The 22,454-nt window shown below is 66.7% G+C and carries 25 protein-coding genes; 18 read left to right on the top strand and 7 right to left on the bottom strand.

Annotated elements, in window-relative coordinates; genetic code table 11:
• Nucleotides 1-37: 37 nt before the first annotated feature.
• Nucleotides 38-1,024 carry a S26 family signal peptidase gene (locus GWG54_RS02445; RefSeq protein WP_167936263.1) on the top strand — a complete coding sequence of 329 codons (987 nt, stop codon included), beginning with the start codon at nt 38-40 and terminating at the stop codon, nt 1,022-1,024.
• Between the two features lie 28 nt (nt 1,025-1,052).
• Here the strand turns inward: GWG54_RS02445 and GWG54_RS02440 are convergent, their stop codons facing one another.
• Entirely contained in the window at nt 1,053-2,708 is a 1,656-nt protein-coding gene (locus GWG54_RS02440) for a Cdc6/Cdc18 family protein (RefSeq protein ID WP_167936262.1), read from the bottom strand.
• Nucleotides 2,709-3,241: 533 nt separating this feature from the next.
• Between GWG54_RS02440 and GWG54_RS02435 the strand changes: the two genes are divergently transcribed.
• The 5 genes from GWG54_RS02435 (at nt 3,242) to GWG54_RS02415 (ending at nt 7,415) form a co-directional block, all read left to right on the top strand.
• Entirely contained in the window at nt 3,242-3,640 is a 399-nt protein-coding gene (locus GWG54_RS02435; protein ID WP_167936261.1) for a hypothetical protein, read from the top strand.
• 597 nt (nt 3,641-4,237) lie between these two features.
• Complete coding sequence (locus GWG54_RS02430) at nt 4,238-4,876, top strand: Era-like GTP-binding protein (protein WP_167936260.1); 639 nt, start codon at nt 4,238-4,240, stop codon at nt 4,874-4,876.
• A gap of 6 nt (nt 4,877-4,882) precedes the next feature.
• Entirely contained in the window at nt 4,883-5,284 is a 402-nt protein-coding gene (locus GWG54_RS02425; RefSeq protein ID WP_049892749.1) for a DUF2073 domain-containing protein, read from the top strand.
• Nucleotides 5,284-6,306, top strand: coding sequence for a Zn-ribbon containing protein (locus GWG54_RS02420; RefSeq protein WP_167936259.1), 1,023 nt, complete (start codon nt 5,284-5,286; stop codon nt 6,304-6,306). Before GWG54_RS02425 ends, GWG54_RS02420 begins: the two co-directional genes overlap by 1 nt.
• A gap of 326 nt (nt 6,307-6,632) precedes the next feature.
• Complete coding sequence (locus GWG54_RS02415; protein WP_167936258.1) at nt 6,633-7,415, top strand: hypothetical protein; 783 nt, start codon at nt 6,633-6,635, stop codon at nt 7,413-7,415.
• Here the strand turns inward: GWG54_RS02415 and GWG54_RS02410 are convergent.
• Complete coding sequence (locus GWG54_RS02410; protein WP_167936257.1) at nt 7,412-7,990, bottom strand: hypothetical protein; 579 nt, start codon at nt 7,988-7,990, stop codon at nt 7,412-7,414. The two genes, GWG54_RS02415 and GWG54_RS02410, sit on opposite strands and share 4 nt — an antisense overlap.
• Before the next feature lie 384 nt (nt 7,991-8,374).
• Here GWG54_RS02410 and GWG54_RS02405 point away from each other — a divergent pair, with 384 nt between their 5' ends.
• Complete coding sequence (locus GWG54_RS02405; protein ID WP_167936256.1) at nt 8,375-9,055, top strand: class I SAM-dependent methyltransferase; 681 nt, start codon at nt 8,375-8,377, stop codon at nt 9,053-9,055.
• A gap of 81 nt (nt 9,056-9,136) precedes the next feature.
• On the opposite strand, the gene GWG54_RS02400 is transcribed toward GWG54_RS02405, so the two are convergent.
• Nucleotides 9,137-9,712, bottom strand: coding sequence for a DUF1684 domain-containing protein (locus GWG54_RS02400; RefSeq protein ID WP_167936255.1), 576 nt, complete (start codon nt 9,710-9,712; stop codon nt 9,137-9,139).
• Between the two features lie 120 nt (nt 9,713-9,832).
• Between GWG54_RS02400 and GWG54_RS02395 the strand changes: the two genes are divergently transcribed.
• The 3 genes from GWG54_RS02395 to GWG54_RS02385 all read left to right on the top strand — a co-directional run bounded on the left by GWG54_RS02395 (nt 9,833) and on the right by GWG54_RS02385 (nt 13,597).
• Nucleotides 9,833-10,459 carry a metal-dependent hydrolase gene (locus GWG54_RS02395; RefSeq protein ID WP_167936254.1) on the top strand — a complete coding sequence of 209 codons (627 nt, stop codon included), beginning with the start codon at nt 9,833-9,835 and terminating at the stop codon, nt 10,457-10,459.
• 94 nt (nt 10,460-10,553) lie between these two features.
• The gene (locus GWG54_RS02390) at nt 10,554-12,923 is read left to right on the top strand and encodes an ATP-dependent DNA helicase (RefSeq protein WP_167936281.1); all 2,370 of its coding nucleotides are present in this window, start codon (nt 10,554-10,556) and stop codon (nt 12,921-12,923) included.
• A gap of 41 nt (nt 12,924-12,964) precedes the next feature.
• Nucleotides 12,965-13,597 carry a DUF5518 domain-containing protein gene (locus GWG54_RS02385; RefSeq protein ID WP_167936253.1) on the top strand — a complete coding sequence of 211 codons (633 nt, stop codon included), beginning with the start codon at nt 12,965-12,967 and terminating at the stop codon, nt 13,595-13,597.
• Between the two features lie 3 nt (nt 13,598-13,600).
• Here the strand turns inward: GWG54_RS02385 and GWG54_RS02380 are convergent, their stop codons facing one another.
• Together GWG54_RS02380 and GWG54_RS02375 are read right to left on the bottom strand one after the other, a co-directional pair.
• Nucleotides 13,601-14,971, bottom strand: a complete 1,371-nt coding sequence (locus tag GWG54_RS02380; protein WP_167936252.1) for an ABC transporter permease — start codon at nt 14,969-14,971, stop codon at nt 13,601-13,603.
• Nucleotides 14,968-15,732 carry an ABC transporter ATP-binding protein gene (locus GWG54_RS02375; RefSeq protein ID WP_167936251.1) on the bottom strand — a complete coding sequence of 255 codons (765 nt, stop codon included), beginning with the start codon at nt 15,730-15,732 and terminating at the stop codon, nt 14,968-14,970. The genes GWG54_RS02380 and GWG54_RS02375 overlap by 4 nt, the downstream gene beginning before the upstream one ends.
• Nucleotides 15,733-15,873: 141 nt before the next feature.
• On the opposite strand from GWG54_RS02375, the gene GWG54_RS02370 reads away from it, so the two are divergent.
• Genes GWG54_RS02370 through rpiA form a run of 3 tightly spaced genes read left to right on the top strand, consistent with a single transcriptional unit; the run spans nt 15,874 to nt 18,386 of the window.
• A complete protein-coding gene (locus GWG54_RS02370; protein ID WP_167936250.1) occupies nt 15,874-16,803 on the top strand; it encodes an ABC transporter ATP-binding protein in 930 nt (309 codons plus the stop codon).
• Nucleotides 16,800-17,639 (top strand): ABC transporter permease, encoded by an 840-nt coding sequence (locus GWG54_RS02365; RefSeq protein WP_167936249.1) that lies wholly within the window; start codon nt 16,800-16,802, stop codon nt 17,637-17,639. Before GWG54_RS02370 ends, GWG54_RS02365 begins: the two co-directional genes overlap by 4 nt.
• A 45-nt stretch (nt 17,640-17,684) precedes the next feature.
• Entirely contained in the window at nt 17,685-18,386 is a 702-nt protein-coding gene (gene rpiA, locus GWG54_RS02360) for a ribose-5-phosphate isomerase RpiA (RefSeq protein ID WP_167936248.1), read from the top strand.
• A 9-nt stretch (nt 18,387-18,395) separates the two neighbouring features.
• On the opposite strand, the gene GWG54_RS02355 is transcribed toward rpiA, so the two are convergent.
• Nucleotides 18,396-18,809 (bottom strand): hypothetical protein, encoded by a 414-nt coding sequence (locus GWG54_RS02355; protein WP_167936247.1) that lies wholly within the window; start codon nt 18,807-18,809, stop codon nt 18,396-18,398.
• A gap of 99 nt (nt 18,810-18,908) precedes the next feature.
• Between GWG54_RS02355 and fni the strand changes: the two genes are divergently transcribed.
• On the top strand, nt 18,909-19,967 hold the full coding sequence (gene fni / locus GWG54_RS02350) for a type 2 isopentenyl-diphosphate Delta-isomerase (RefSeq protein ID WP_167936246.1): 1,059 nt from the start codon (nt 18,909-18,911) through the stop codon (nt 19,965-19,967).
• Between the two features lie 79 nt (nt 19,968-20,046).
• Here fni and GWG54_RS02345 read toward each other — a convergent pair whose 3' ends face one another.
• Complete coding sequence (locus GWG54_RS02345; protein ID WP_005554854.1) at nt 20,047-20,214, bottom strand: DUF1931 family protein; 168 nt, start codon at nt 20,212-20,214, stop codon at nt 20,047-20,049.
• Nucleotides 20,215-20,479: 265 nt separating this feature from the next.
• Here GWG54_RS02345 and larB point away from each other — a divergent pair, with 265 nt between their 5' ends.
• The 4 genes from larB to GWG54_RS02325 all read left to right on the top strand — a co-directional run bounded on the left by larB (nt 20,480) and on the right by GWG54_RS02325 (nt 22,375).
• The gene (larB, locus tag GWG54_RS02340) at nt 20,480-21,238 is read left to right on the top strand and encodes a nickel pincer cofactor biosynthesis protein LarB (protein WP_167936245.1); all 759 of its coding nucleotides are present in this window, start codon (nt 20,480-20,482) and stop codon (nt 21,236-21,238) included.
• A gap of 111 nt (nt 21,239-21,349) precedes the next feature.
• The gene (locus tag GWG54_RS02335) at nt 21,350-21,499 is read left to right on the top strand and encodes a hypothetical protein (RefSeq protein ID WP_167936244.1); all 150 of its coding nucleotides are present in this window, start codon (nt 21,350-21,352) and stop codon (nt 21,497-21,499) included.
• Nucleotides 21,500-21,594: 95 nt separating this feature from the next.
• Entirely contained in the window at nt 21,595-21,849 is a 255-nt protein-coding gene (locus tag GWG54_RS02330) for a GIY-YIG nuclease family protein (RefSeq protein ID WP_167936243.1), read from the top strand.
• A gap of 118 nt (nt 21,850-21,967) precedes the next feature.
• Nucleotides 21,968-22,375: a response regulator gene (locus GWG54_RS02325; RefSeq protein ID WP_167936242.1), complete on the top strand. Its 408-nt coding sequence runs from the start codon at nt 21,968-21,970 to the stop codon at nt 22,373-22,375.
• Nucleotides 22,376-22,454 lie beyond the last annotated feature (79 nt).

Here is a 22,454-nt window from a genome sequence, read left to right as displayed (position 1 = left end):
AGAAACTTGATGGCCAGGCCCGGTATAGCACGGAACGATGAGCGGTCCCGACCCCGGAGACGAGACCAGCGACGAGAGAGACGAGCCACACCGCCGCGACCCGCGCGAGGCCCCGTCGGACGGGACCGCCGAACCGAGGTCGGGGGACAACGATCGAACCGGACCCGACGGCGACTCCAGTGGCGACGGGACCGTCGTGCAACACGGCAGCTCGGGCTCCGAGGGCGACGACGTCACGATCGAGGACGACGGCGTTGTTCGCTGGTTTTTCGGGACCGACGACGATTCCGTCGTGCTGGTGCGAGACGTCCTGAGCAGCGTCGCGATCGTCGCGGTCATCGGCCTGTTGCTGTTCGGGGTCAGCGGCGTCTGGCCCCCGCTGGTGGCCGTCGAGAGCGGGAGTATGGAGCCGAACATGGAGGTCGGCGATCTCATCTTCGTCGTCGCGGACGACCGCTTCGTGGGCGACGAGGCCACCGGCGACACCGGAATCGTCACTCAGGAGAACGGCGACGACCACCAGAAGTTCGGCGAGGGCGGCGACGTCGTCGTCTTCGAACCCGACGGACAGGCCCACCAGACGCCGGTGATACACCGCGCACACTTCTGGGTCGAGGAGGGCGAAAACTGGGTCGATACCAAGGCCGAACCCGAGTACCTCGACGGCGCGAGTTGCGACCAGCTCCGGACCTGTCCGGCCACCCACGACGGCTTCGTCACGAAGGGCGACGCGAACCCCTACTACGACCAGTACCAGCGCGGCGGCGCGAACACCGACGTCGTCCGACCCGGCTGGATCACCGGCAAGGCGTCGTTCCGCATCCCGTGGCTCGGCTACGTTCGCCTCGCGTTCGACTCGATCATGGGCGGCGTCCTCGCACCCCAGCCCGGTCTCGAGACCGTCGCGGGCGCGACCGGGACCGGTGCGCCGTTCTCGAGCGCCGAAGCGATCGGTGCGGGCGTCGGATCGGTCGCCGCGACCGGTGCGGGAGCTGCGGCGGTCGTCGGTCGGCGGCGCGGATAGGCGTCTCGCTCGAGTCGACGAAGGACCGCTAGTTCTCGAACCGCGCCTGCACGAACGGCTGGATGTCGTCGATGTTGCTCAGTCGGGAGTCCGAAAGCAGAACGGCCTCGGTCTCGTCGATCGGTACCGAGAGGCTGATCTCCTTCGTCCGGCCGTACCGGCCCTTCGAGACGACGACCGCGTTGACGATCCCGAGCATGTCGAGTTCGCTGATAAGATCCGTCACGCGGCGCTGCGTGAGGACGTCCGCGTCGATCTCCTCGCAGAGGCGCTTGTAGATGTTGAACACCTCGCCTGTGTTGATGCTGTGGACGCCGTTTTTCTCGAGCAGGATGATCGCGAAAAGGACGAGCTTCGACTGCGTGGGGAGGGTGCGCACGACCTCGACGACCCGGTCGAGTTCGATCTTGTCCTGGGCTTGACGGACGTGTTTCTCGACGATCGTCTCCGCCTGGGAGCGTTCGGCGAGTTCCCCCGCGGTTCGTAACAGATCCAGCGCCCGCCGCGCGTCGCCGTGTTCCTGGGCGGCGAAGGCCGCACACAGCGGGATCACGTCGTCGGACAGCGCGTCGGCCTTGAACGCGACGTTCGATCGGTGCTGGAGGATGTCTCGTAGCTGGTTCGCGTCGTACGGCGGGAAGACGATCTCTTCCTCGCCGAGACTGGACTTGACCCGGGGGTCGAGGAAGTCGGTGAACTTGAGGTCGTTCGAGATCCCGATGATCGACACTCGCGAGTTCTCGAGTTCGGAGTTCATCCGGGAGAGGTTGTAGAGGGTATCGTCCCCGCTTTTCTCGACGAGCTTGTCGATCTCGTCTAACATGATGACGACGACCCGCTCGTCGTAGTCGACGGCCTCGAAGAAGACGCTGTAGACCCGGTCGGTCGGCCACCCGGTCATCGGTACCTCCTGGAACGACTCCCTGTCGGCCTCGAGCTCGTCGATCCGGGCCAGCACTTCCTCGCGGTCGGAAAACGGCGTGGACGCGAGCGGGTGAGCCGAGTCGGCGTCGGGTTCCAGTTCGTTGCTCGACCCCCCCGTTTCTACTGGAGAACTCGGTGACTGCGGGTCGGTTCCTGTTCCAGACGAAACGTCGCCTGTCGGGACAGTACCGCCGGTTCCGTCCGTCGACTGCTCGGCGGGGTCGGACGGATCGTCGGCCCCGTCGTGCTCCTCGAGGTCCGCGAGGCGGTCCTCGAGCTCGTCGATTCGCCGATCGATCCGGGCCTCGTTTTTCTCGATGAACTTGTTCGCGAGCTGGGCGAGGACGCGGTACTGCGTGTCGGTCACCTCGCAGTTGATGTACTCGACGTCGCAGGGGACACTGTACTTCTGGGAGGTGCTCTCGAGTTCCTTGCTGACGAACTTCGCGCTCGCGGTCTTTCCCGTTCCCGTCTTCCCGTAGATCAGGATGTTCGAGGGTGTCTCACCCCGGAGCGCGGCGACTAGGATCGTCGCCATCTTGTTGATCTGGTCGGTCCGGTGGGGGAGCTCGTGGGGCGTGTACGACGGACGGAGCACCTCCTTGTTCTCGAAGATCGGCTCCCCGCTGAGCAGGTCGTCGAACAGTCCCTGGCTCGGTTCCTCGTCGCCGATCGCCGTCTCCTCGAGCGTCGTCGAGAATCCGTCGGTCTCGCCCTCGACGTCGTCGGTTCGTGGCGGCTCTGGGTTGTCGTCTGACATCCGTCGTTGGAATACCCCCTGGTTTCGTGTGGAGATCCGAGTCCGAAGGCGGGAAGACAGCGTTTGAGCGGCCATCACGGCCGATTAACCGCGGTGGGGACCCGGTCCGGATCCAGTTGATGCAAACGAAACAGAGGAAGACCGCGATATTAAATTCTTCCCTTTCACCTACGTAGGATGGAATTCTTTTTCGGCGGAACGAATCGCGAGACGGACTCGAGTCGCCACGAACGGTACGGAGCCGTTGCGGGTCGGACCGAAGGAGGGCCGAACCCTCGGTCGGCGACTCACCGTATCAGCGTGGGCTTCGTCCTCGTCGGGCCCCGGTTTCGGCTTCGATCGAGTTCTCGGAGCCGTCGTTTCGGAAGTACCGTCCCGCAGCGATCGGAGAACCGTCCCCCGTCCCCTCCTGGCCGCGAGGACGAGCGATCACGGCTTCGGCAGATACCAAGCCATTCGTGGTGGCGTCATCCGAAGCGATCGGAACGAGACGCTGCCGAGGGAACGCGCCAGGGGGCCGGCGTCCCAACAGAATGGGTCCGTCCGCCACGGAGGCTGGAAAGCGACCTGAGAGTGCGAGGAATTCTCTTGCAATTTGGTGGAGCAACTACGATGTAGAGAGAAGAGAAAGAGACAACGATCCACGCGATACAGCGGAGCAGACTACGATCGAAAAGCGACGGTCGGACAAGGACGTGATCAGCCTGGAGATCGTAGTAGGCAGCGAGACGGCCAGTTTCGGGATTGGAGCGGGTAGAAGGGATCGGAACGGGCAGAACGATTCCACCGGTCGCGATCCGTTCGACAGCGGGATCGATTTCGAGTTGAAACGGAGGGGTGATCCACCACTCACCCTCCCCCACCCCTTCGTTTCGACTGGAGATCGACGAAGGAGGGAGTGGGGAGAGGGGGACTGGTCGGGAGGATTATAGCGGAGTATTTGGACGAGAGATCCTCTTCGTTGTGATATCGGGGTCTCAAGATCCTCGAGGCAGCTAAACGAGTTGGCTGCGGCTAGCTACAAAATGTCAGGTCTCGTCTAGTAATACTATATCTGTACTAGTAATCTCTAGCAAAATATTCCCTTGGGATCTAGTGCGGTTACTGTTTATAGTCTATAGATATAAAACCTTCCCTACTAGAGAACCCCCTCCCCCACCCCCTCCTTTCGACAGTTCCAGTTGAAACGAAGGGGTGGGGGGCGGTTCCCGCTTCTCTCTCCCCTCTCAACTACCGCCCGTATGCTCGTGTCTCGGTCGGACTCCTCTCTTGGGTCTCCTCACCTGTAACCTCTCTACTCACAGTCTCCCTACTCATAGCCTCCCCACTCATAGCCTCCCCACTCGTCCTCACTCGTACCGTTTCACAGATCCTCACACGTATCATAACTAATATACATGAGGTTCGATACCCTTTGTCACGGATGTCTTTCACAGAGCTCGGATACTCTACACGTCTGACGTAGGCTTAAGTGAATTCAGTTTGTAGTACGCGCAGACGCACTTCGCGGTGCTGGAGGGCCCAAAAGGATGGGATTGTTAACAGGACTCAAAGCTAGTATCTCCCGGGTTACGGATCGGTTGTTTACCGACGAAACGCCCAAGCGAATCGGAATCTACGGACCGCCAAACGCCGGAAAGACGACGCTCGCGAACCGTATCGCTCGCGACTGGACCGGCGACGCAGTCGGCACCGAGAGCCACGTTCCACACGAGACGCGCCGCGCACGCAGAAAGGAAGACGTCGAGATCGAACGTAACGGCCAGTCGGTTTCGATCGATATCGTCGATACGCCCGGTGTAACGACGAAAGTCGACTACGAGGAGTTCACCGACGAGATGGAAGAGGAGGACGCGATCCGTCGTTCTCGCGAGGCTACCGAGGGCGTCGCAGAGGCGATGCACTGGCTCCGCGAGGACGTCGACGGCGTCATCTACGTCCTCGACAGCGCCGAGGACCCGATCACGCAGGTCAACACGATGCTGATCGGCATCATCGAATCCCGCGATCTCCCGGTTCTGATCTTCGCCAACAAGATCGACCTCGACGAAGCGAGCGTCAAACGGATCGAGGACGCGTTCCCCCAGCACAAGACGGTCCCCCTCTCCGCGAAGGAGGGCGAGAACATGGACGAGGTCTACGACAACATCGCGGAGTACTTCGGGTGAGCACTCGTGCCTACGGCAACTAACCCGGACGATCCCGACGGTGACGGCGTACAGATCGACCTCATCAGCGGCGAGCGAATGGAGTCGCTGGCCTCCACGGAGAAGATCCGCATGATCCTCGACGGCGTTCACGACGGGAACATCGTCATCCTCGAGGAGGGGCTGACCCCCGACGAGGAGAGCAAGCTCATCGAGATGACGATGGCCGAGATCAGTCCCGACGCCGGCTTCAACGGGATCGAGATCGAGACCTACCCCAAATCCGAGACGAAGGACTCGTCGCTGCTCGGTCGGCTCATGGGTTCGAACGAATCGGCGGCGAAGCTGACGGTGATCGGTCCGGCGAACCAGATCGAGACGCTTCACAAGGACGAAACCCTGATCAGCGCGCTCGTGTCCCGCAACTAATGCCCCACCAGTGCACGAACTGCGGTCACACGTTTCCGGACGGCTCCAAGGAGATGCTTTCGGGCTGTCCGGACTGTGGCGGGAACAAGTTTCAGTTCGCGCCGAACCCGGACTCGACGACCGCCGACTCCGGAGCCGGCGGGGATCGATCGGAGACGAGGGAGGAGGCGGGTTCCGGATCCGAAACGGCGTCCGAGGGCGTCGCATCCCGGGCCGCCGACACCGTCCGCAGCTGGGTCTCTTCCGAATCGGTGACGGAGTCGACCGACAACGCGGCGAACTCGTCGGCCGCGAACGAGCCCGCGGCCAGTGCCGACTCGACGGATCTCGAGGAGGACGATCCGACGACAGCGGCCGACTCGAACACGTCCCCGGCCGGGAACCGAGACGGGGCGAACGCCGACCGCGACGGGGATTCGTTCGCCGAGTGGCCAGACTCGGCCCGTCGACCGGAGGACCGCTCTTTCGCGCCGGAGGAGACGCCGATCGACGACGCCGACGGCCGCTCCGCCACGCGGTCGACGGACGAACCGGCGACTGACCCTCGATCGGACTCGGCGACCGACCCTCGATCGGACTCGGCGACCGACCCTCGATCGGACTCGGCGACCGACACGCGGGAGCGCGAGCACGAGACGGCGACGATGGCGGAGTCGGAGGATTCGGCCCAGGCCAGCGCCCGCAGCGAGGTCGTCCCGGCCGACGACCTTCCGTCCGGCTCGAGCGCGGCCCGACGGGGCGATCCCATCACCGAGGTCGACCCGATCGACGACGGCGAACGCGAGCGGACGCCCGACGACGGTCGCGTCGTCAGCGAGCCCTCCGGCGAACGGCCATCGATCGAGGAGCTCCGAGCCGAGCTCAACGAACAGTTCGAGAGCATCAAGATCCTCCGACCCGGACAGTACGAACTCAACCTCATGGAACTGTACAACCGTGAGGAGTACATCATCTCGCTCCAGGAGGACGGCCGCTACGTTATCGACGTCCCCGAATCCTGGCACGACGACGCGGACGAGTGAGCCCGACCCCCTCGTTTCGACTGTAACCTCGAGTACCGCCTCCCGAAGCGCCCCGTTCCGGCGAAGCGTTGCAGTCGAACCGACGGTGCGCGAACGACCGTCGGGGGGTCGCGCCGCCCCCGTCGGGACGATTGCGTCCTCGAACGACGAGCCGTCGCCCTCGCTTCGAGCCCTCGCGGGGTCGCGATTTCGACCGAGACAGATGGATTTAAGCGACGCGGCCGATAGCCTCCGAACATGAGTACCCCAACCAAGGCCGTTCTCGCCACGATCGCCGCGTCGGCGCTGCTGTCGGTCCTGATCATTTTCCAGACCGTTCTCGTCTAATGTTCGCCGCTCGAGAACTCTCGAGCGCGGTCGCGGCGGTCCGGGAGGAACACGCGCCCGACGCCGTCGTCGTCGACTGCGAGCGCGACTTCGAGACGCTTCCCCCGGCCCAGGCCGAGGAGCTCGGACTGCTCGTGGACTCGCTCGAGCCGGCGACGTACCCGGCCGCGTGGCTCCCCGAGGACGTCCCGGAGCTGCTCGCCCGCTACGCAAGCGGCGACTTCACGGTCGGGATGCCCGGCGACGGAAGCATCGCCTGGACCCGCCAGACCGACCCGCCGACGATCATCGTCAAACCTCGTGTCGAGGGATCGCCCGAACCGTTTCTCGACTTTCTGCTCGCGGAGGCGCTCGTCGAGGTCGGGCTGGGCGTTCCCGAACACTTCATCGGTTTTTTCGAAGACGAGTATCCCGCTCTCGAGCGGGCGACGACACTCGACCCGGCTGGCACGTACCAGGTCGCCGCGGCGCTGTACGACGGCTGGACGGGACTTCGCACGCGCGAGGTGTTCGCCGCGTGGGACGACGCCCATCCGGGGCTGGCCGACGCCTGGCGAGACGCGGGCGCTCGGCTGGAGGAGCGGGTGTCCGGACTGCCGGAAGCCGTCGCCCGTGGCGAGACCGACTTCGCGGACGCGACCGAACTCGCCTGCGCCGCGATCAAACACGGGCTCGAGCTGCCGGCACCGTTCGCCGCGCTCGACACCGACGCCTACCGGGATCACGGGTCGGACTACGCGGTGACGTGGGCCGAAAAGACGTTCGACGCGCTCGAGGACTAGAACACCGCCTCGACGGTGCCGTCCTCGCCGAGATCGATGGTGCCGTCGAACAGCTCGCGGAACCGCTCGACGAACGCCTCGTCGTGGGGTTCCTCCGAGAGGTGGAACAGGCCGACGGCGTCGTGCTCCTCGAGCAGTTCGAGGATGCGCTCGGCGGCCTCGAGGGCTCGCTCCTCGCCGGCGTAGTAGGCGAGTTCGGTCACCGAGTCGAAGCTGATCCGGAGTTTCCCGTCGTGATCCGAGAGGAACCCGTCGATGTGGTCGACGATGCCGTCGACGTCGTCGGGGGCGGCGACGTAGTGGACGGTGTCGCTGGATCGCCGCGAGTAGCCCCGTTCGATGCTCAGGGTATCCAGAATTTCGGCGCGGGTCTCGTCGACGTCGTAGTACTCGAGTTTCTGTCTGGCTTCGCGGGCGGTCGTTCGCGTGGAGACGACCAGAAAGTTGTCGGTGTCGGTCTTGAGAAAGTCGGTGTCGATGCGGTCGGTCTCACCGGTGCTCGGGTGCAACAGAAGGATACCGGTGCCCCCGGGGACCGTCTCGGGGGTCCCCTCGATCGCCAGTTCGTACTCCATATTGCGTGATCAATTGGCGGAACTGACTTAGTTCTGCGGATGTGTCGTCCGGCAGCACGCGACGCCCGCGCTCGAGTCCGCCGAATCCGGCCCGTGTCGTCACCTCGCAGACGGAAACGGGTCCTCGAGACGGCCCGGCCGCTCCGTCGGAGACGATCGATCGGCGGTGGATGGCGCTGTCGCTGGCTCGGTTCGGCTTCGACGAGAAGGATCGAGAGGTTGGAATCGCTACGGTTTCTCGCTCGGCCCGCCTCCGATGCCCACGGATTTCGGCCGTCCGACACCTCTCCACTTCTCTCTTTTTAGGCCAGCCTAAAGAATCTGCCGATAGCGTTCCGGTCGAGAGCCGAACCCGTTTTGATCCTCTGGGGAATGCGTATCGGTATGAGCGTACGCGAAGAGTTCGACGAGTGGGCTACGAGCGGCCGCGACAGGGGAATGGAGGAACGACACTGGCACACCGCAAAGCACGCGCTCGCGCGGATGCCCGTCGAGCCTGGCGATACCGTCCTCGATCTGGGCTGCGGCAGCGGCTACGCCGGCCGCGCGCTGCGGGACACCAAGGAGGCCGGGCGGGTCTACGGGCTCGACGGCTCGCCCGAGATGGCCCGCAACGCCGCGGGCTACACCGACGATCCGCAGGTGGGTTACGTCGTCGGCGACTTCGGCGCCTTGCCGTTCGACGACGACTCGATCGACCACGTCTGGTCGATGGAGGCCTTCTACTACGCCGCCGGTCCCCACGAGACCCTCGAGGAGATCGCGCGGATCCTCCGGCCGGGCGGCACGTTCTACTGCGCCGTCAACTACTACGAGGAGAACGTCCACTCCCACGAGTGGCAGGAGAACATCGCCGTGGAGATGACCCGCTGGGACCGCGACCAGTACCGCGAGGCCTTCCGCGCGGCGGGTCTCTCGGTCGCCGAACAGGACAACGTTCCGGATCGGGAGATCGCCATCCCCAGCGAGGCGGAGTTCCCCCTCGAGGAGTGGGACACCCGCGAGGCGATGGTCGAGCGCTACCGCGAGTACGGCACCCTGCTCACGGTCGGGGTCGCGCCCTGACCCCGGGTTCGAGCCGAAACGGTCGGCCCGAGACGGCCGATCCGAATCCGTCGACCCGAACCCGCCGACCGGTCGTCCGCGTTACTCGAACCGCTCGCCCGCCGGAATCGTCACCTCGAGCCAGTTCTCCTCCGGCGGCAGCGGGCAGTCGAACGTCTCGCTGTAGGCGCAAAATGGCGTGTACGCGAGGTTGAAGTCGACGACCAGTTCGTCGCCGGTCTCGAGGTCCCGATCCGCAGCGAGTTCCATGTACCGTCCGCCCTCGTAGGTCTGCTGGCCCGTCGTCTTGTCCCGGAACGGGACGAAGTAGGGCTCCTCGTTCGGGCTCTCGAGCTGGTAGGCCGCCAGCTCGAACGTGCCGTCCTCGAGGTCGTCGTCCTCTCGATCTAACTCGAGCTCGAGCGTCGCGGCCCGAAGGTACCGCATCTCGCGGCCCGCCGTCGTGTCCATCAGGACGACCTCGGGATCGTCGTGGGCGGTCACGGTCGCGGTCACCCGGTAGGTCGGATCGGGCTCGAAGTACTCCAGTCCCTCGAACCCGTCGCGGTCCTCGGGCGGTACCGGCGACTGGGGGTGCTCGGCGAAGAAGTCGTCCTTCTCGGCGCGTTTGGACTCGAGTTCCGCGCGCCACTCGTCGACGTCGATCGAATCGCTCATACGGTCGGTTGGGAATCGAACGGGGAAGGCGTTGTGCTCCGGCGCCGAACGCTTCACGTATCCGCCGATTGTTACTAACTACCCAGGAAGAGTTATTAGCCCCGGCGGCCGAGGACGGGTATGTGGCCGTGGGAACACGCGATCGTCGGATACGTCGCGTACTCGCTGTTCTGTCACGCCTACTACCGCGACTCGCCCGGCGGGCTCGAGGCGTTCGCGATCGTCTTCGCCTCCGTCCTCCCCGACCTGATCGACAAGCCCCTGGCCTGGGAGTTCGAGATCTTTGAGGTTGGCTACGCGATCGGCCACTCGATTTTCTTCGCCGTTCCCCTGTCGATCGCCGTCGGCGCGCTCGCGCGGTCCCGAGGCAGATTTCGGGCCGGCCTCGCCTTCGCCCTCGGCTACCTCGCGCACCTCCCCGCCGACGTCCTCGACGGCTACCTCCGAGACGGCCACCTCAGCTTCTGGGTCCTCCTGTGGCCCCTCGAGCAGGATCAGGCGCAGCTCTACGCTCGCGAGACGAGCATCGGCGTGGTCGACCAGTTCTTCGTGTACTTCTTCCGGTACCTCTTCCAGCTGCTGTCGGGCGACCTCTCGCCGTACCTCCTCTTCCAGTTCGGGCTGGCCGGGATCGCCGGCTTGCTGTGGCTCTACGACGGCGCGCCGGTGCTCCGGGACTCGCTGCTCGCGGTCAAGCGCCTGCTCGAGCGGTCGATCGCGCTGGCGACCGACTCTCGGAGCCGCTGACGCGATCGGTCGTCGGTCCCTGCCGAAGTTTATATCCGAAGCCGCGGCTACGGTCCGTCAACGCTATGAGCGACCGACGATGAGTACGGCAGGAATGACCGACTGGCGCTCGATCTTCGGCCACCCCCAGCCCTACGACGAGCAGGTCGACGGTATCGAGACCGCCATCGACACCGCTCGAGACGGCGGCTACACCGTCGTCGAGGGCGCCTGCGGCACCGGGAAGACGATGATCGCGCTCACCGCCGGGATCGACCTCGTTCGCGATCCCGACACCGACTACGAGCGCGTGTTCGTCCTCACGAGCGTCAAACAGCAGCTTCGCCAGTTCGAGGCCGACCTCGAGACGATCAACGCGAACCTCCCCGACGACTGGAACCCCGTCTCGGGGCTGACCCTCGTCGGGAAGGCCGACGTCTGCCCGTACAACCGCGCGGGCGCGGGCGGGATCGACGACGGCAATGTCTACGACCGCTGCGAGAGTCTGCGCGATCGCACCCGCGAGCTTACCGGCGAGGGCGGCGAGACGACCGCGGGCACGCTGACCGCCCGCGCCCGCCAGCAACAGACCGGTCTCGCCGACAGCGGCGCGACGGGAGCGACGGGACGATTCCTCGAGACCGCCGGGGAGACCGCGGCCTACCCGCCGGAGATGCCGACCTACGGCGACGGCGGCGCGGTCGGCGCCGAGACCGAGTACTGCCCGTTCTACGCCCAGTACCTCGAGGACCTGCCCGACGAGGACGACGGCGACCCCGCCGAGGCCGTCCCCTTCGATTTCACCGACGCCGGGATGTTGACCCCCGACGACCTCGTCGCGCGCTCGGTCCGTCACGGCACCTGTCCCCACTCCGTGATGGGCGCCGCGCTGGGCCACGTCGAGGTCGTCGTCGGCAACTACTACCACGCGTTCGATCCGACCACGACGACCGCGTTCACGGGCGCTCTGCTCGACGACTCGACGTTCGTCGTCTGTGACGAGGCCCACATGCTCGAGCCCCGCGTGCGCGATCTGGTCAGCGACGGCGTCGCCGACGGGACGTTGCGGGACGCCGAGACGGAGCTCTCTCGAGTGCTCCAGCCGATCAGGTTCGAACGCGAGGGTCGCCAGGCACAGGGCGGTTCGAAGACGGCCGACGCCGACCTCGTTCGCGGTGAACTCGAGGAGATCGACGTCTCCGTCGAGGAACTCTCGCGTACGCTCGAGTTCGTTCGGGACCTCCGGGACGAACTCGACCGCCGCGTCACCGCCCACCTCGACCGGAACCACCGGGGGTGGCAGTCGAGCCCGACCGAGCTCTCGGATGCGGAGATTCCACTGCGCGACCCCCAGGAGCCTGCCGTCGACGATCTCACCGAGTGGGCCGCCGACGCGGGGTACGGCGACGCCGTCTGGGTCCGGGCCGAGAACGTCGGTGCCGTCGTCGAGCGCGTGTTAAACGAGGCGGAAGACGAGGACCGAACCCGCGCGGCACCCGCCGTCGGCCGCGTCCTCGGGGAGTGGTACCGCCGGGACCACACCGACTACTTCCGGGAGATCGAACTCGAGCGCACCTGGGACGAGACTGAGCCGGCCGACTCCTGGCGGCGTGTCTACACCGCCAGGCTCGCTTTGCACAACTGCGTGCCCAGCGACGCGATCGGCGACCGCCTGGCGGCGTTCGGCGGGGGGATCCTGATGAGCGCCACCCTCGAGCCCGTCGAGGCGTTCACCGAAGTGACGGGGCTGGACTACCTCGCCGACGAGCGGGATCGGCCGATCGTCGAACGGCGCTACGGCCTGCACTTCCCCGGGGAGAACCGCGAGAGCTTCGCGGTCGCCGCGCCCAAGTACACCTACGACAACCGGGGCCGTCCCGGCGACTCGAACGCGACGCGGACCCACTACGCCGACGCCGTCGCGACGGTCGCCCGCCTCCCGGGCAACGTCCTCGTCGGGATGCCCAGCTACGCGGAGGCCGAGTGGATCGCGGGCGCCCTCGAGGATCGGATCGAGAAACCCGTCCTGCTCGACGCCGCCAGCGACGACGAGCGGACCCAGTCGCTCAAACGGGAGTTCTTCGCGGGCGAGGGCAAGGTGCTCGTCACGAGCCTGCGGGGAACGCTCACCGAGGGGGTCGACTACAGCGGCGACCGCCTCGCGGCCGCCGTGGTCTGTGGCGTCCCGATCGTCAACACGTCGAGCCCACGGACGACGGCCGTGCGCCGGGCCTACGACGACGCCTTCGGCGACGGGTTCGAGTACGCGCTGACGATCCCGGCGGTCCGGAAGGCCCGCCAGGCGGTCGGCCGGGTCATCCGCTCGGCCGAGGACGTCGGCGTCCGGGTCCTGCTCGACGAGCGCTACGCCCGGGACAGCTGGGACTCGGTGCGGGAGTACCTCCCCGACGACGGCGAGTTCCAGCCCGTCAGCCCCGACATGCTCGAGGTCGGTCTCGATCGGTTCCGCTCGCGACGCTCTTGACCCCTCCCAACGGTTTTCCCCCTGCCCGTCGTCGAGCCCGCATGGTCAGTGGCCGAACGGTCATCAACGCGATCATCGGTGCGATCGTCGGTATCGTCCTCTCGTTCATCCCCTTTTCCACCGTTATCGGCGGCGCCGTCGCTGGCTTCCTCGAGGGGCCGAACGACCGCGACGGAGCGATCGTCGGCGCCCTCGCCGGCGCGATCGCGTTCGTCCCGATCGCCGCGGCCGCCGTGTTGGGGATCGGCTTCGTCGGGTTCGGGTTCGGCGTCGCCGCCGCGCCCGCGGAGGGCTTTGCGTTCGTCGTCCTGCTGATCCTCGTCGGGGTCCTGTTCGCGTTCGTCTACACCGTCGGCCTCTCGCTGCTCGGCGGGTATCTCGGAGCCTACCTCGCGCGGAAGTACCCGACGCGGCACGCGCGAACGCGGGAGACGATCGGGATGGACCGAGACCGCTCGAGCGACGGTCGCGCCCGGAGACGCGATCGCACGTCGACCGACCCCACGTCTCGAGCGCCGTCCCGACGGCCGAACGAGCGCGGTCGCACGGAACCGGCGCGCGCGGACGATCCGGAATCCGAGAGCGCAGACTCCGACCTCGAACCCGACCGTCCGTCATCCGGATGGTCGGACCCGCCGCGGCGACGCGGGGACGATCCCGACGAGCGAGGCTAACAGTCACTCGTATCGGAGCGCGTCGATCGGATCCGTCCGGGCGGCCCGCCAGGCCGGGTACAGCCCCGAGAGGATCCCGACCAGGAGCCCGACGCCGACCGCGAGCGCCACGTACTCGTAGGGGTAGACCAGCGGGAGGTCGATGTACCACGCGCCCAGATAGCCCGCGACCAGCCCGAGGGCGGTCCCCAGGATCGCCCCGACGACGCCCAGGATCACCGCCTCGGCGAGGAACAGCCCGAGTACGTCGCGGTTCTGGGCCCCGACGGCCTTCATGATCCCGATCTCTCGGGTTCGCTCGGTGACGCTGACGAGCATGATGTTCGCGATCCCGATCGAGCCCACCAGCAGAGAGATCGCCGCGATCCCGACGATGAAGTTCTGCAACAGGTCGAGGACGTCCTCGAGTTGCTGGAGCAACTCGGCGCTGGTCTGGAACGTCATCGCGAGTTCGTCGCCGAGGAACTCGCTGGCGTCGGACTCGTCGCTCTCGAGGTAGTCGATCGCGGCTTCACGGGCGGCGTCGACGTCGGCCGAGTCGGCGGAGGGTGCCTCGACGACGACGGCGAGAAAGCGCACGTCGCCGCCGTCGGTCTCCGCGTTCGTTTCGACGGTTCCGTCGCTCCCGTTCGCTTCGCTGGCTCCCTGGCCGTCGGCTTCGGTTTCGTTCGCGCCGCCCGCGGGACCGATCGGTCCCTCGCCGCCGTCGAGTCCGGCGGCGTCGGCCTGCTCGAGGTAGTACGGATCGGTCGGCACGTAGAGCCGCGGGGAGGATTCGAACCCCTCGAACGGGCTCAACCCCTCGTTGCTGTCGGTGATTCCGACCACCTCCGCGGTCGTCGATTGCCCCCCGAGGGTCGCGATCGCGATCTCGTCGCCGACGCTGACGTTCTCCTCGAACTGGCCCGCCGCCGCGGGGTTGAGGACTGCCTCGCGCTCGCCCTGTTCGAACTGCCTGCCCTCGCGGAGGTTCTCCTCGCGGATGTAGGAGGGCCCGGTCGCGATCACCCCGTCGCCCTGGGCGACGCGCTCGTCGCCGTTCGAGATCGCCTGACTCTGGATCGGCGCGTAGCCGTAGGCGGCGTCGACGGCCTCGAACCCCTCGATCGTCTCGAGGTCGTCCCCGCTGACGACCGGTTGAGCGCCCGCCAGCGGCCCGCCCTCGGTGTCGGGGTCGGCCGCCCAGCCGTAGACGTTGCGCTGGTCGTCCGGGCTGATGTCGCCGACGATCCCCGCCTGCAGGCTCGCGCCCAGCGTGACGAACGCGATCACCGCGGCGATCCCGATCACGATGCCGAGCGTCGTCAGCGCCGAGCGGAGCTTGTGGCCCCGGATCGAGCGCCACGACAGCCGCAGGCTCTCGAGGGGGTTCATCGATCCTCCCTAGCGTCGTCGGCCGGATCGCCGGGCTCGCCCGCCGATCCGAGTTCCTCGATCCGCTCGATCTTCCCGTCGAGCAGGTGGACGATTCGCTCGGCGCGCTCGGCGACGTGGCGCTCGTGGGTGACGACGACCAGCGTCGTCCCCGCGTCGTGGAACTCGCCGAAGAGGTCGAGGACCTCCGCCTCGGTCTCGGTGTCCAAGTTCCCGGAGGGTTCGTCGGCCAGTACGATCGCCGGATCGTTCACCAGCGCCCGCGCGAGCGCGACCCGCTGGCGCTGCCCGCCCGAGAGCTCCTTCGGCAGGTGGTCGGTGCGGTCGCCGAGGCCCACGCGCTCGAGCAGCTCCCGGGCCCGCTCGCGGCGCTCGTCCCGGTCGATCCCCCGGAACAGCTGGGGCAGCGCGACGTTCTCGAGGGCGGTCAGCCGGGGCATGAGGTTGAACGTCTGGAAGACGAATCCCACGGTCGTTCCGCGGAGGGCGGTTCGCTCGCGGTCGGTAAGCGCGGCGACGTCCGCACCGTCGACGACGACGGTTCCCTCCGTCGGCGTGTCGAGACAGCCCACCAGGTTCATCAGCGTCGACTTCCCGGAGCCGCTCGGCCCCATGATCGCGGTGTAGGATCCCCGCCGAATCGAGAGGTCGACCCCGTCGAGGGCGTGAACCGGCTCCCCGAGCTGGTAGATCTTCCGGACGTCCTCGAGTCGCACGGCGGTCCCCTCGTCGGTTTCGGCCCCGATGCCCGATCGTGCCATGGGTTCCCATCGACAGCCCGGCCGAAAAAGGTTCGAATTCCGGAGACGGTCCCCGCAATCGCCGTCCCGCAGCCCGATAGCGTGTTAGTATTCTACGAAAAACATATACGATAGCTAATTAAAGTGGCGGTGACTACGACAGTGAGCGCAATCGACATCTCGAACGTGACGAAGCGGTACGGCGACGAACTGGCCCTCGAGGGACTGGATCTCACGGTCCGCGAGGGCGAGGTGTACGGCTTTCTCGGCCCGAACGGGGCGGGGAAGTCGACGACGATCAACCTGATACTCGATTTCATTCGTCCGACTGCAGGCGAGGTATCGGTGTTCGGTCGGGACGCTCAGGACTCGAGCCTCGAGATCCGCGAGCGAACCGGCATCCTGCCCGAGGGGATCGAACTCTACGATCGACTGACGGGACGCCAGCACGTGGAGTTCGCCATCGAGTCGAAGGAGGCCGACGACGACGCCGACGACCTGCTCGAACGGGTGGGAATCGCCGACGCCACCGACAGGAAGGCCGGGGGCTACTCGAAGGGGATGGCCCAGCGGCTCACGCTGGCGACGGCGCTGGTCGGCGAACCCGACCTGCTGATCTTAGACGAGCCCTCCACGGGACTGGACCCCAACGGCGCCCGCGAGATGCGCGAGATCATCCGCGAGGAGAACCGACGCGGTGCGACTGTCTTCTTTTCCTCACACGTTCTCGGTCATGTGGAGGCGATCTGCGATCGGGTCGGGATCCTCCGGGACGGGACGCTGATCGCCGAGGATACCATCGCCGGCCTCGAGGACGCGGTGCCCGACCGGACCCGGCTTCGCGTGCGGCTCGATCGGATCCCCGAAAACTCGGAGACTGCGCTGTCGACCGTCGAGTCGATCGACGGCGTCTCCGAGGTCGAAGCCGAGGGGACGACGCTCGTCGTACGCGTCGCCGACGAGGCGAAGACGACCGTCCTGCGGACGATCGAGGACCACGGCGTCACCGTCGAGGACTTCGAGACCGACGAGTCCTCGCTCGAGGACCTGTTCGTCGCCTACACCGCCGAGGAACGAGAGGTGGCGCTGTGAGCGCGATCGCCGTCGCCAAGAAGGACTTCCGCGACGCCGTGCGCTCGCGGACGCTGCTGGTTCTGACGGTGCTGTTCGGCCTCTTCACCGTCGGCGGGGCGTACATAGCCTCCTGGGCCGCCGAGGTGTTCGAGGGCGGCGCCGAGACGACGCTCGATCTCATCATCGCCCTCCAGACGCCCGCGGGCTATCTCGTCCCGATCATCGCGCTCGTGGTCAGCTACGCCGCGATCGCCGGCGAGCGCGAGAGCGGGAGCCTGAAGTTCCTGCTCGGGTTGCCCCACACCCGCCGCGACGTCGTGGTCGGGAAGATCCTCGGCCGGACCGGCGTCGTCGGCGTCTCGATTCTCGTCGGGTTCGCCGTCGGACTGGTCGGTCTGTTCGCGTTCGTGGGGTCGGTCTCGCCCGTCGACTACCTCGGCTTTACGCTCGTCACGCTGTTGTTCGGGCTGGTCTACGTCTGCATCGGCGTCGGACTCTCCTCGCTGACCCGGTCGACGACGAAGGCCGCGATCGGCGCCTTCGGACTGATCGTCTTCTTCTGGTTCGCCTGGTCGATCCTCGTGCAGCTCCTGTTGTACGCCGTCGAGGGCCAGTTCCTCGTCCAGGAGTTCCCCGACTGGTACGTGACGCTGCTCTCGCTGTCGCCCGACGCCGCCTACGGCTCGGCGCTAGGGGCCGTCCTCGGCGAGTCCGGGCTGACGATGAGCGGGATGTACGGCGGCGACGAGCTCCCGCTGGCCGCCCGTCCCTGGTTCGGGTTCGTCGTCCTCGGAGTCTGGGCGCTTGTCCCGCTCGCGCTCGGCGTCCTGCGGTTCGACTCGGTCGACCTCTGACGTCGAAGTACAACGTTTTTCCCGCCGCCGCCCGCCACATCAGCCATGAAGACGACGGGCGGCTCCGACGCGGCGAAGCGACGCGCGGGCGAGCGCGCGGCCGAGGACGTCGAGGACGGGTTCGTCGTCGGGCTCGGTACGGGGTCGACGACCGCCCACGCGATCGAGGCGATCGGGCGGGCCGTCGACGACGGGCTCGACGTTCGTGGGATCGCAACCTCGTTTCAGTCCCGACGACTGGCCCTCGAGGCGGGAATCCCGCTGACCGAACTCGACGCCGTCGCGGGCGTCGACCTCGCGATCGACGGCGCCGACCGCGTCCTCGAGGGTGGCGACGCCCGCGGGACGCTGATCAAGGGCGGGGGCGCCGCCCACACCCGCGAGAAGCTGGTCGACGAAAGCGCCGACCGGTTCGTCGTCGTCGCCGACCCCTCGAAGCTGACCGACCGACTCGAGGCGTCGGTTCCGGTCGCGGTGCTTCCCGAGGCCCACACGGTCGTCGCCGAACGGGTCGACGAACTGGACGGCGAGGCGACGCTGCGAGAAGCTGCGTGCAAGGACGGCCCCGTCGTCACCGATAACGGGAACCTGGTACTCGACTGTGACTTCGGTCCGATCGAGGACCCGACGACGCTTGCAACGCGGCTCTCGGCGCTGCCCGGCGTCGTCGAGCACGGGCTGTTCGTCGACGTCGCCGACACGACCTACGTCGGGACGGCCGACGGCGTCGAGGTTCGACGCTACTGACGGCGACGGTCAGTTCCGCGCCGGCTCTTCTTCGTTCCCGTCGCTCCCGATCGTCGACAGTGACGCGACGGTCAGGTACAACACGCCCAGCAGCCGGGCCGCCGGGTTCACCCACGGTTTCGGCTCGAGGTCGTCGACGTTCTCGTAGACCAGCCGCTGGCTCAGCTCGACGAGGGGCTGGGGAACGAGCACGAGCGCGATCCCGGCCAGCGCGAGCAGCCGGTTGGCGATCGTCGCGCCCGACTCCCGGCGAGCGAGCACCCAGACGAACAGCGCCCCCTCGAGCCGGGCGCCCCACAGCGCCCGCGGACGGAGCCGGGCCTCCTCGGGGTTCTCCAGCCCGATCCGCTCGCAGGCGTCGATCACCGGTTGGGGCATTGCGATCTCGAAGATTCCGAACGCGATCAGCAGTTTGCGGAGCATCGTCGGTTTCGGAATGGACGGCGACGCTCAAAAAATCGGCCCCGGACTCGCGCGCGGCGAACGGATCGCTTTTCACGGTCCTCGTTGCCCTACTAGGCGATGACCGAGACGGCCGATCGCAAGGACGACCACATCCGTATCATCGAGGAGGAGGACGTCGAAACGAAGGGTACCGGGTTCGAGGACGTCGAGCTGATCCACGAGGCCCTCCCCGAGATCCACCGCGACGAGATCGACACGTCGACGACGCTGTTCGGCGCCGAGGTCGCCGCGCCGATCGTCATCGAGAGCATGACCGGGGGCCACCCCAACACGACGAAAATTAACCGAGCGCTGGCCGAGGCCGCCCAGCGAACGAACGTCGCGATGGGCGTCGGCAGTCAGCGAGCCGGCCTCGAACTCGACGACGAGGCGCTGCTCGAGTCCTACACCGTCGTCCGCGAGGCCGCCCCCGACGCCGTCCTCTACGGTAACGTCGGCGCCGCCCAGCTACTCGGGTACGACCTCGCGGACGTCGAGCGGGCCGTCGAGATGATCGACGCCGACGCGATGGCCGTCCACCTCAACTTCCTCCAGGAGGCGGTCCAGCCCGAGGGCGACGTCGACGCTCGCGGCTGTCTCGCCGAGATCGAACGGGTCGCCGAGGGGCTCTCGGTCCCGGTGGTCGTCAAGGAGACGGGCAACGGCATCTCCCGGGAGACGGCCCGACGGCTCGCCGACGCCGGCGTCGACGCAATCGACGTCGCCGGCAAGGGCGGAACGACGTGGTCGGGGATCGAGTCCTACCGCGCCGCCGCGGTCGGCGCCGACCGACAGGAGCAGATCGGGAAGCTGTTCCGCGCGTGGGGCGTTCCGACCGCGGTCAGCACGCTCGAGGCCGCCGCGGAACACGACACCGTCGTCGCCAGCGGCGGCGTTCGATCGGGACTCGACGTCGCGAAAGCGATCGCGATGGGCGCGAGCGCCGGCGGACTCGCGAAGCCGTTTCTCGCCCCGGCGGGACGGGGCGCCGACGCGGTCGTCGACCTGCTCGAGACGCTCGAACTCGAGCTCCGGACGGCGATGTTCGTCACCGGCGCGGCGTCGATCGAGGCGCTGGGCGAGCGCGAGTACGTCCTCACCGGACAAACGCGGGAGTACCTCGAACAGCGGCGGTAGCAGCCCCGGACCGCCATCGACGACTACGGTCGGGACTATCGTCCCGTTGTAGGATAAAAGAACGTTCGAACTGTCGACCTTACAGGTCGCGCGGCTGGACCGTCTTCCGGTCGTTCTCCTCGGCGCGGCGAGCCGCGTCCTCGAGAAGCTGGTCGACTTCCTCGTCGAGCGCGTCGTAGAAGTCCGAGGCGACGTTCTTGTCATCGAGCGCTTCCTTCACAGCGGCTTTGACGATAAGGTCTGCCATACGGTGTGTTCGTTCCCGTTTCCCCATTATAAGTATTCTGGTTATGACGGGGTATACCGGGGCTGCAGCGGTTCGTTCGCCTGTTTGGCGCGCAAATTCCACCGGAAAATATATGGTTGATGAACTTCGCGGACCGCACTCGCTGTGACCGAACCGTGAACTCCGGCTCGCGCGCGGTCTGGGTCCGCTCGCGCGCGTTTCCGCTCGCGAGCGCTTCGCCGGAACGGGTCGACGGATTCGAGTGGGTCCACGCCCCAGGTCGGGTATGCGCGAACTCCTCGAGGCCGTCGCCGACGGCTCGCTGTCGCCGGCGGAGGCCGAAGCCGAACTCAACGGGTACGTCACCGGCGAGGCGGGACGATTCGACGCGGCTCGCCAGCAACGCCGCGGCATTCCGGAGGGCATCTTCGCGGCGGGCAAGACCGCCCCGCAGGTCGTCGCCCTCGCCGAGACCGCACTCGAGACGACCGGGCGGGCGCTGATCACCCGCGCCGACGACACCCAGATCGAAGCCCTCGAGTCGAACCTGCTCGAGTCCTTCCCCGACGCGACCCTCGAGCGCTGGAGTACCACCGTCCTCGTTCGCGCCGCCGACGCCGAGCGACCGAGCCTCGACGCGACGGTCGGCATCGTCACCGCCGGCACCGTCGACGGGCCGGTCGCCGACGAGGCCGCGGCGGTCTGCCGGGACGCCGGCGTCACGATCGACCGGGTCGACGACGTCGGCGTCGCCGCGCTCGATCGCCTGCTCGACCAGCTCGAGCGACTCCGCGAGGCCGACGTCTTGATCGTCGCCGCGGGCCGGGAGGGCGCCCTGCCGACCGTCGTCGCCGGCCTTGTCGACTCGCCGGTGATCGGGGTCCCGGTCTCGAGCGGGTACGGCCACGCCGGCAACGGCGAGGCGGCGCTGGCGGGGATGCTCCAGTCCTGTACGATCCTGTCGGTCGTCAACGTCGACGCCGGGTTCGTCGCGGGAGCACAGGCGACCCTGATCGCGCGGGCGCTCGATCGGGCCCGGACGTAACCGCGATTCGGGAAAATATTCTTCCGATCACGGAAAGCCAAACAGCGTTTGGGGAAGCACTTTTATTCGTATACTGGCTATCTTTCGGTGCCGGCCGAGGCCGGCACGACAATGCCTACCTGTGACCACTGCGATGCGCACGTCTCCGAACGGTTCGCTCGGGTGTTCGCCGACGAGCGCGGCGAGATTCACGCCTGCATCAGCTGTTCGGCGAACGCCGGAATCGCGGAGGCCGCGAGAGAACGGGCTCGCGGCTCCTGACACGCTCGAGTACCGTCACCGATAGACCACGGCCGGACCCCGCCCCTAGCTGCCGACGCGACGATTTTTGCCCGTCGACTCCGTACCCTCGAGCGATGGCCGAGGCCGACCACGTCGTCTACGTCCTCGAGTGCGCCGACGGCTCGCTGTACACGGGCTACACGACCGACCTCGAGCGCCGCGTCGCCGAACACGACGCGGGCGAGGGGGCGAAGTACACCCGCGGACGGACCCCCGTGGAGCTGTGTTACCGGGAGGGGTACGACTCGAAGTCCGCGGCGATGTCCCGCGAGTACGAGATCAAGCAGCTGACGCGGCGACAGAAGGAGGAGCTGGTCGGACTCGAGTGATGAATCGGTCTGCGGAGTGCTCGTAGCGTGTGGAGAGTGCGAACTGTACACGATAGCGGTGGATCCACCCGGATCTCACGGGTATCCTTTTTGGGACGTGGCTCAAAGCAGCGGGAAGATGAGTGAACAGGCTGAAACGGATACCGAGATCCTCCTCGTGGAGGACAACCCCGGTGATGTTCGCCTCGTCGAGGAGGCGCTTCGGGAAACAGCCAGTACCCTCCACGTCACACGGGATGGGAAGGAAACGCTCAATTTCCTTCGGCGACAAAGCGAGTTTCACGGTGCACCCCATCTCGATACCGTTCTCCTCGATTTGAACTTGCCAAAAATCGATGGCACTCAGGTCCTCGATACCATCCGAAGCGATCCTGCTCTCGATCACGTTCGAGTAATCATCGTCACCAGTGCACAAGAGAGAGACGTCGATTTCGATCGAGAGGAAATCGACGAGGACGATTTTATTACCAAACCTGCCGATCCCGACGAATTTATGACTCTCGTACGGACAGCCGTCTTCGCCTGAAACGTAACCGGGAGCGGCGGGGCGTTTTCGTGAACCAGCTTCGGCGTCAGTTCGTCCCGATGCGGCGATATCGACCGAA

Source organism: Natronococcus sp. JC468, from assembly GCF_012163165.1.
Classification (GTDB): Archaea; Halobacteriota; Halobacteria; order Halobacteriales; family Natrialbaceae; genus Natronococcus; species Natronococcus jeotgali.
Note: the sequence above shows the minus strand (reverse complement) of the source record. Positions and strands in the feature narration are given on the sequence as shown.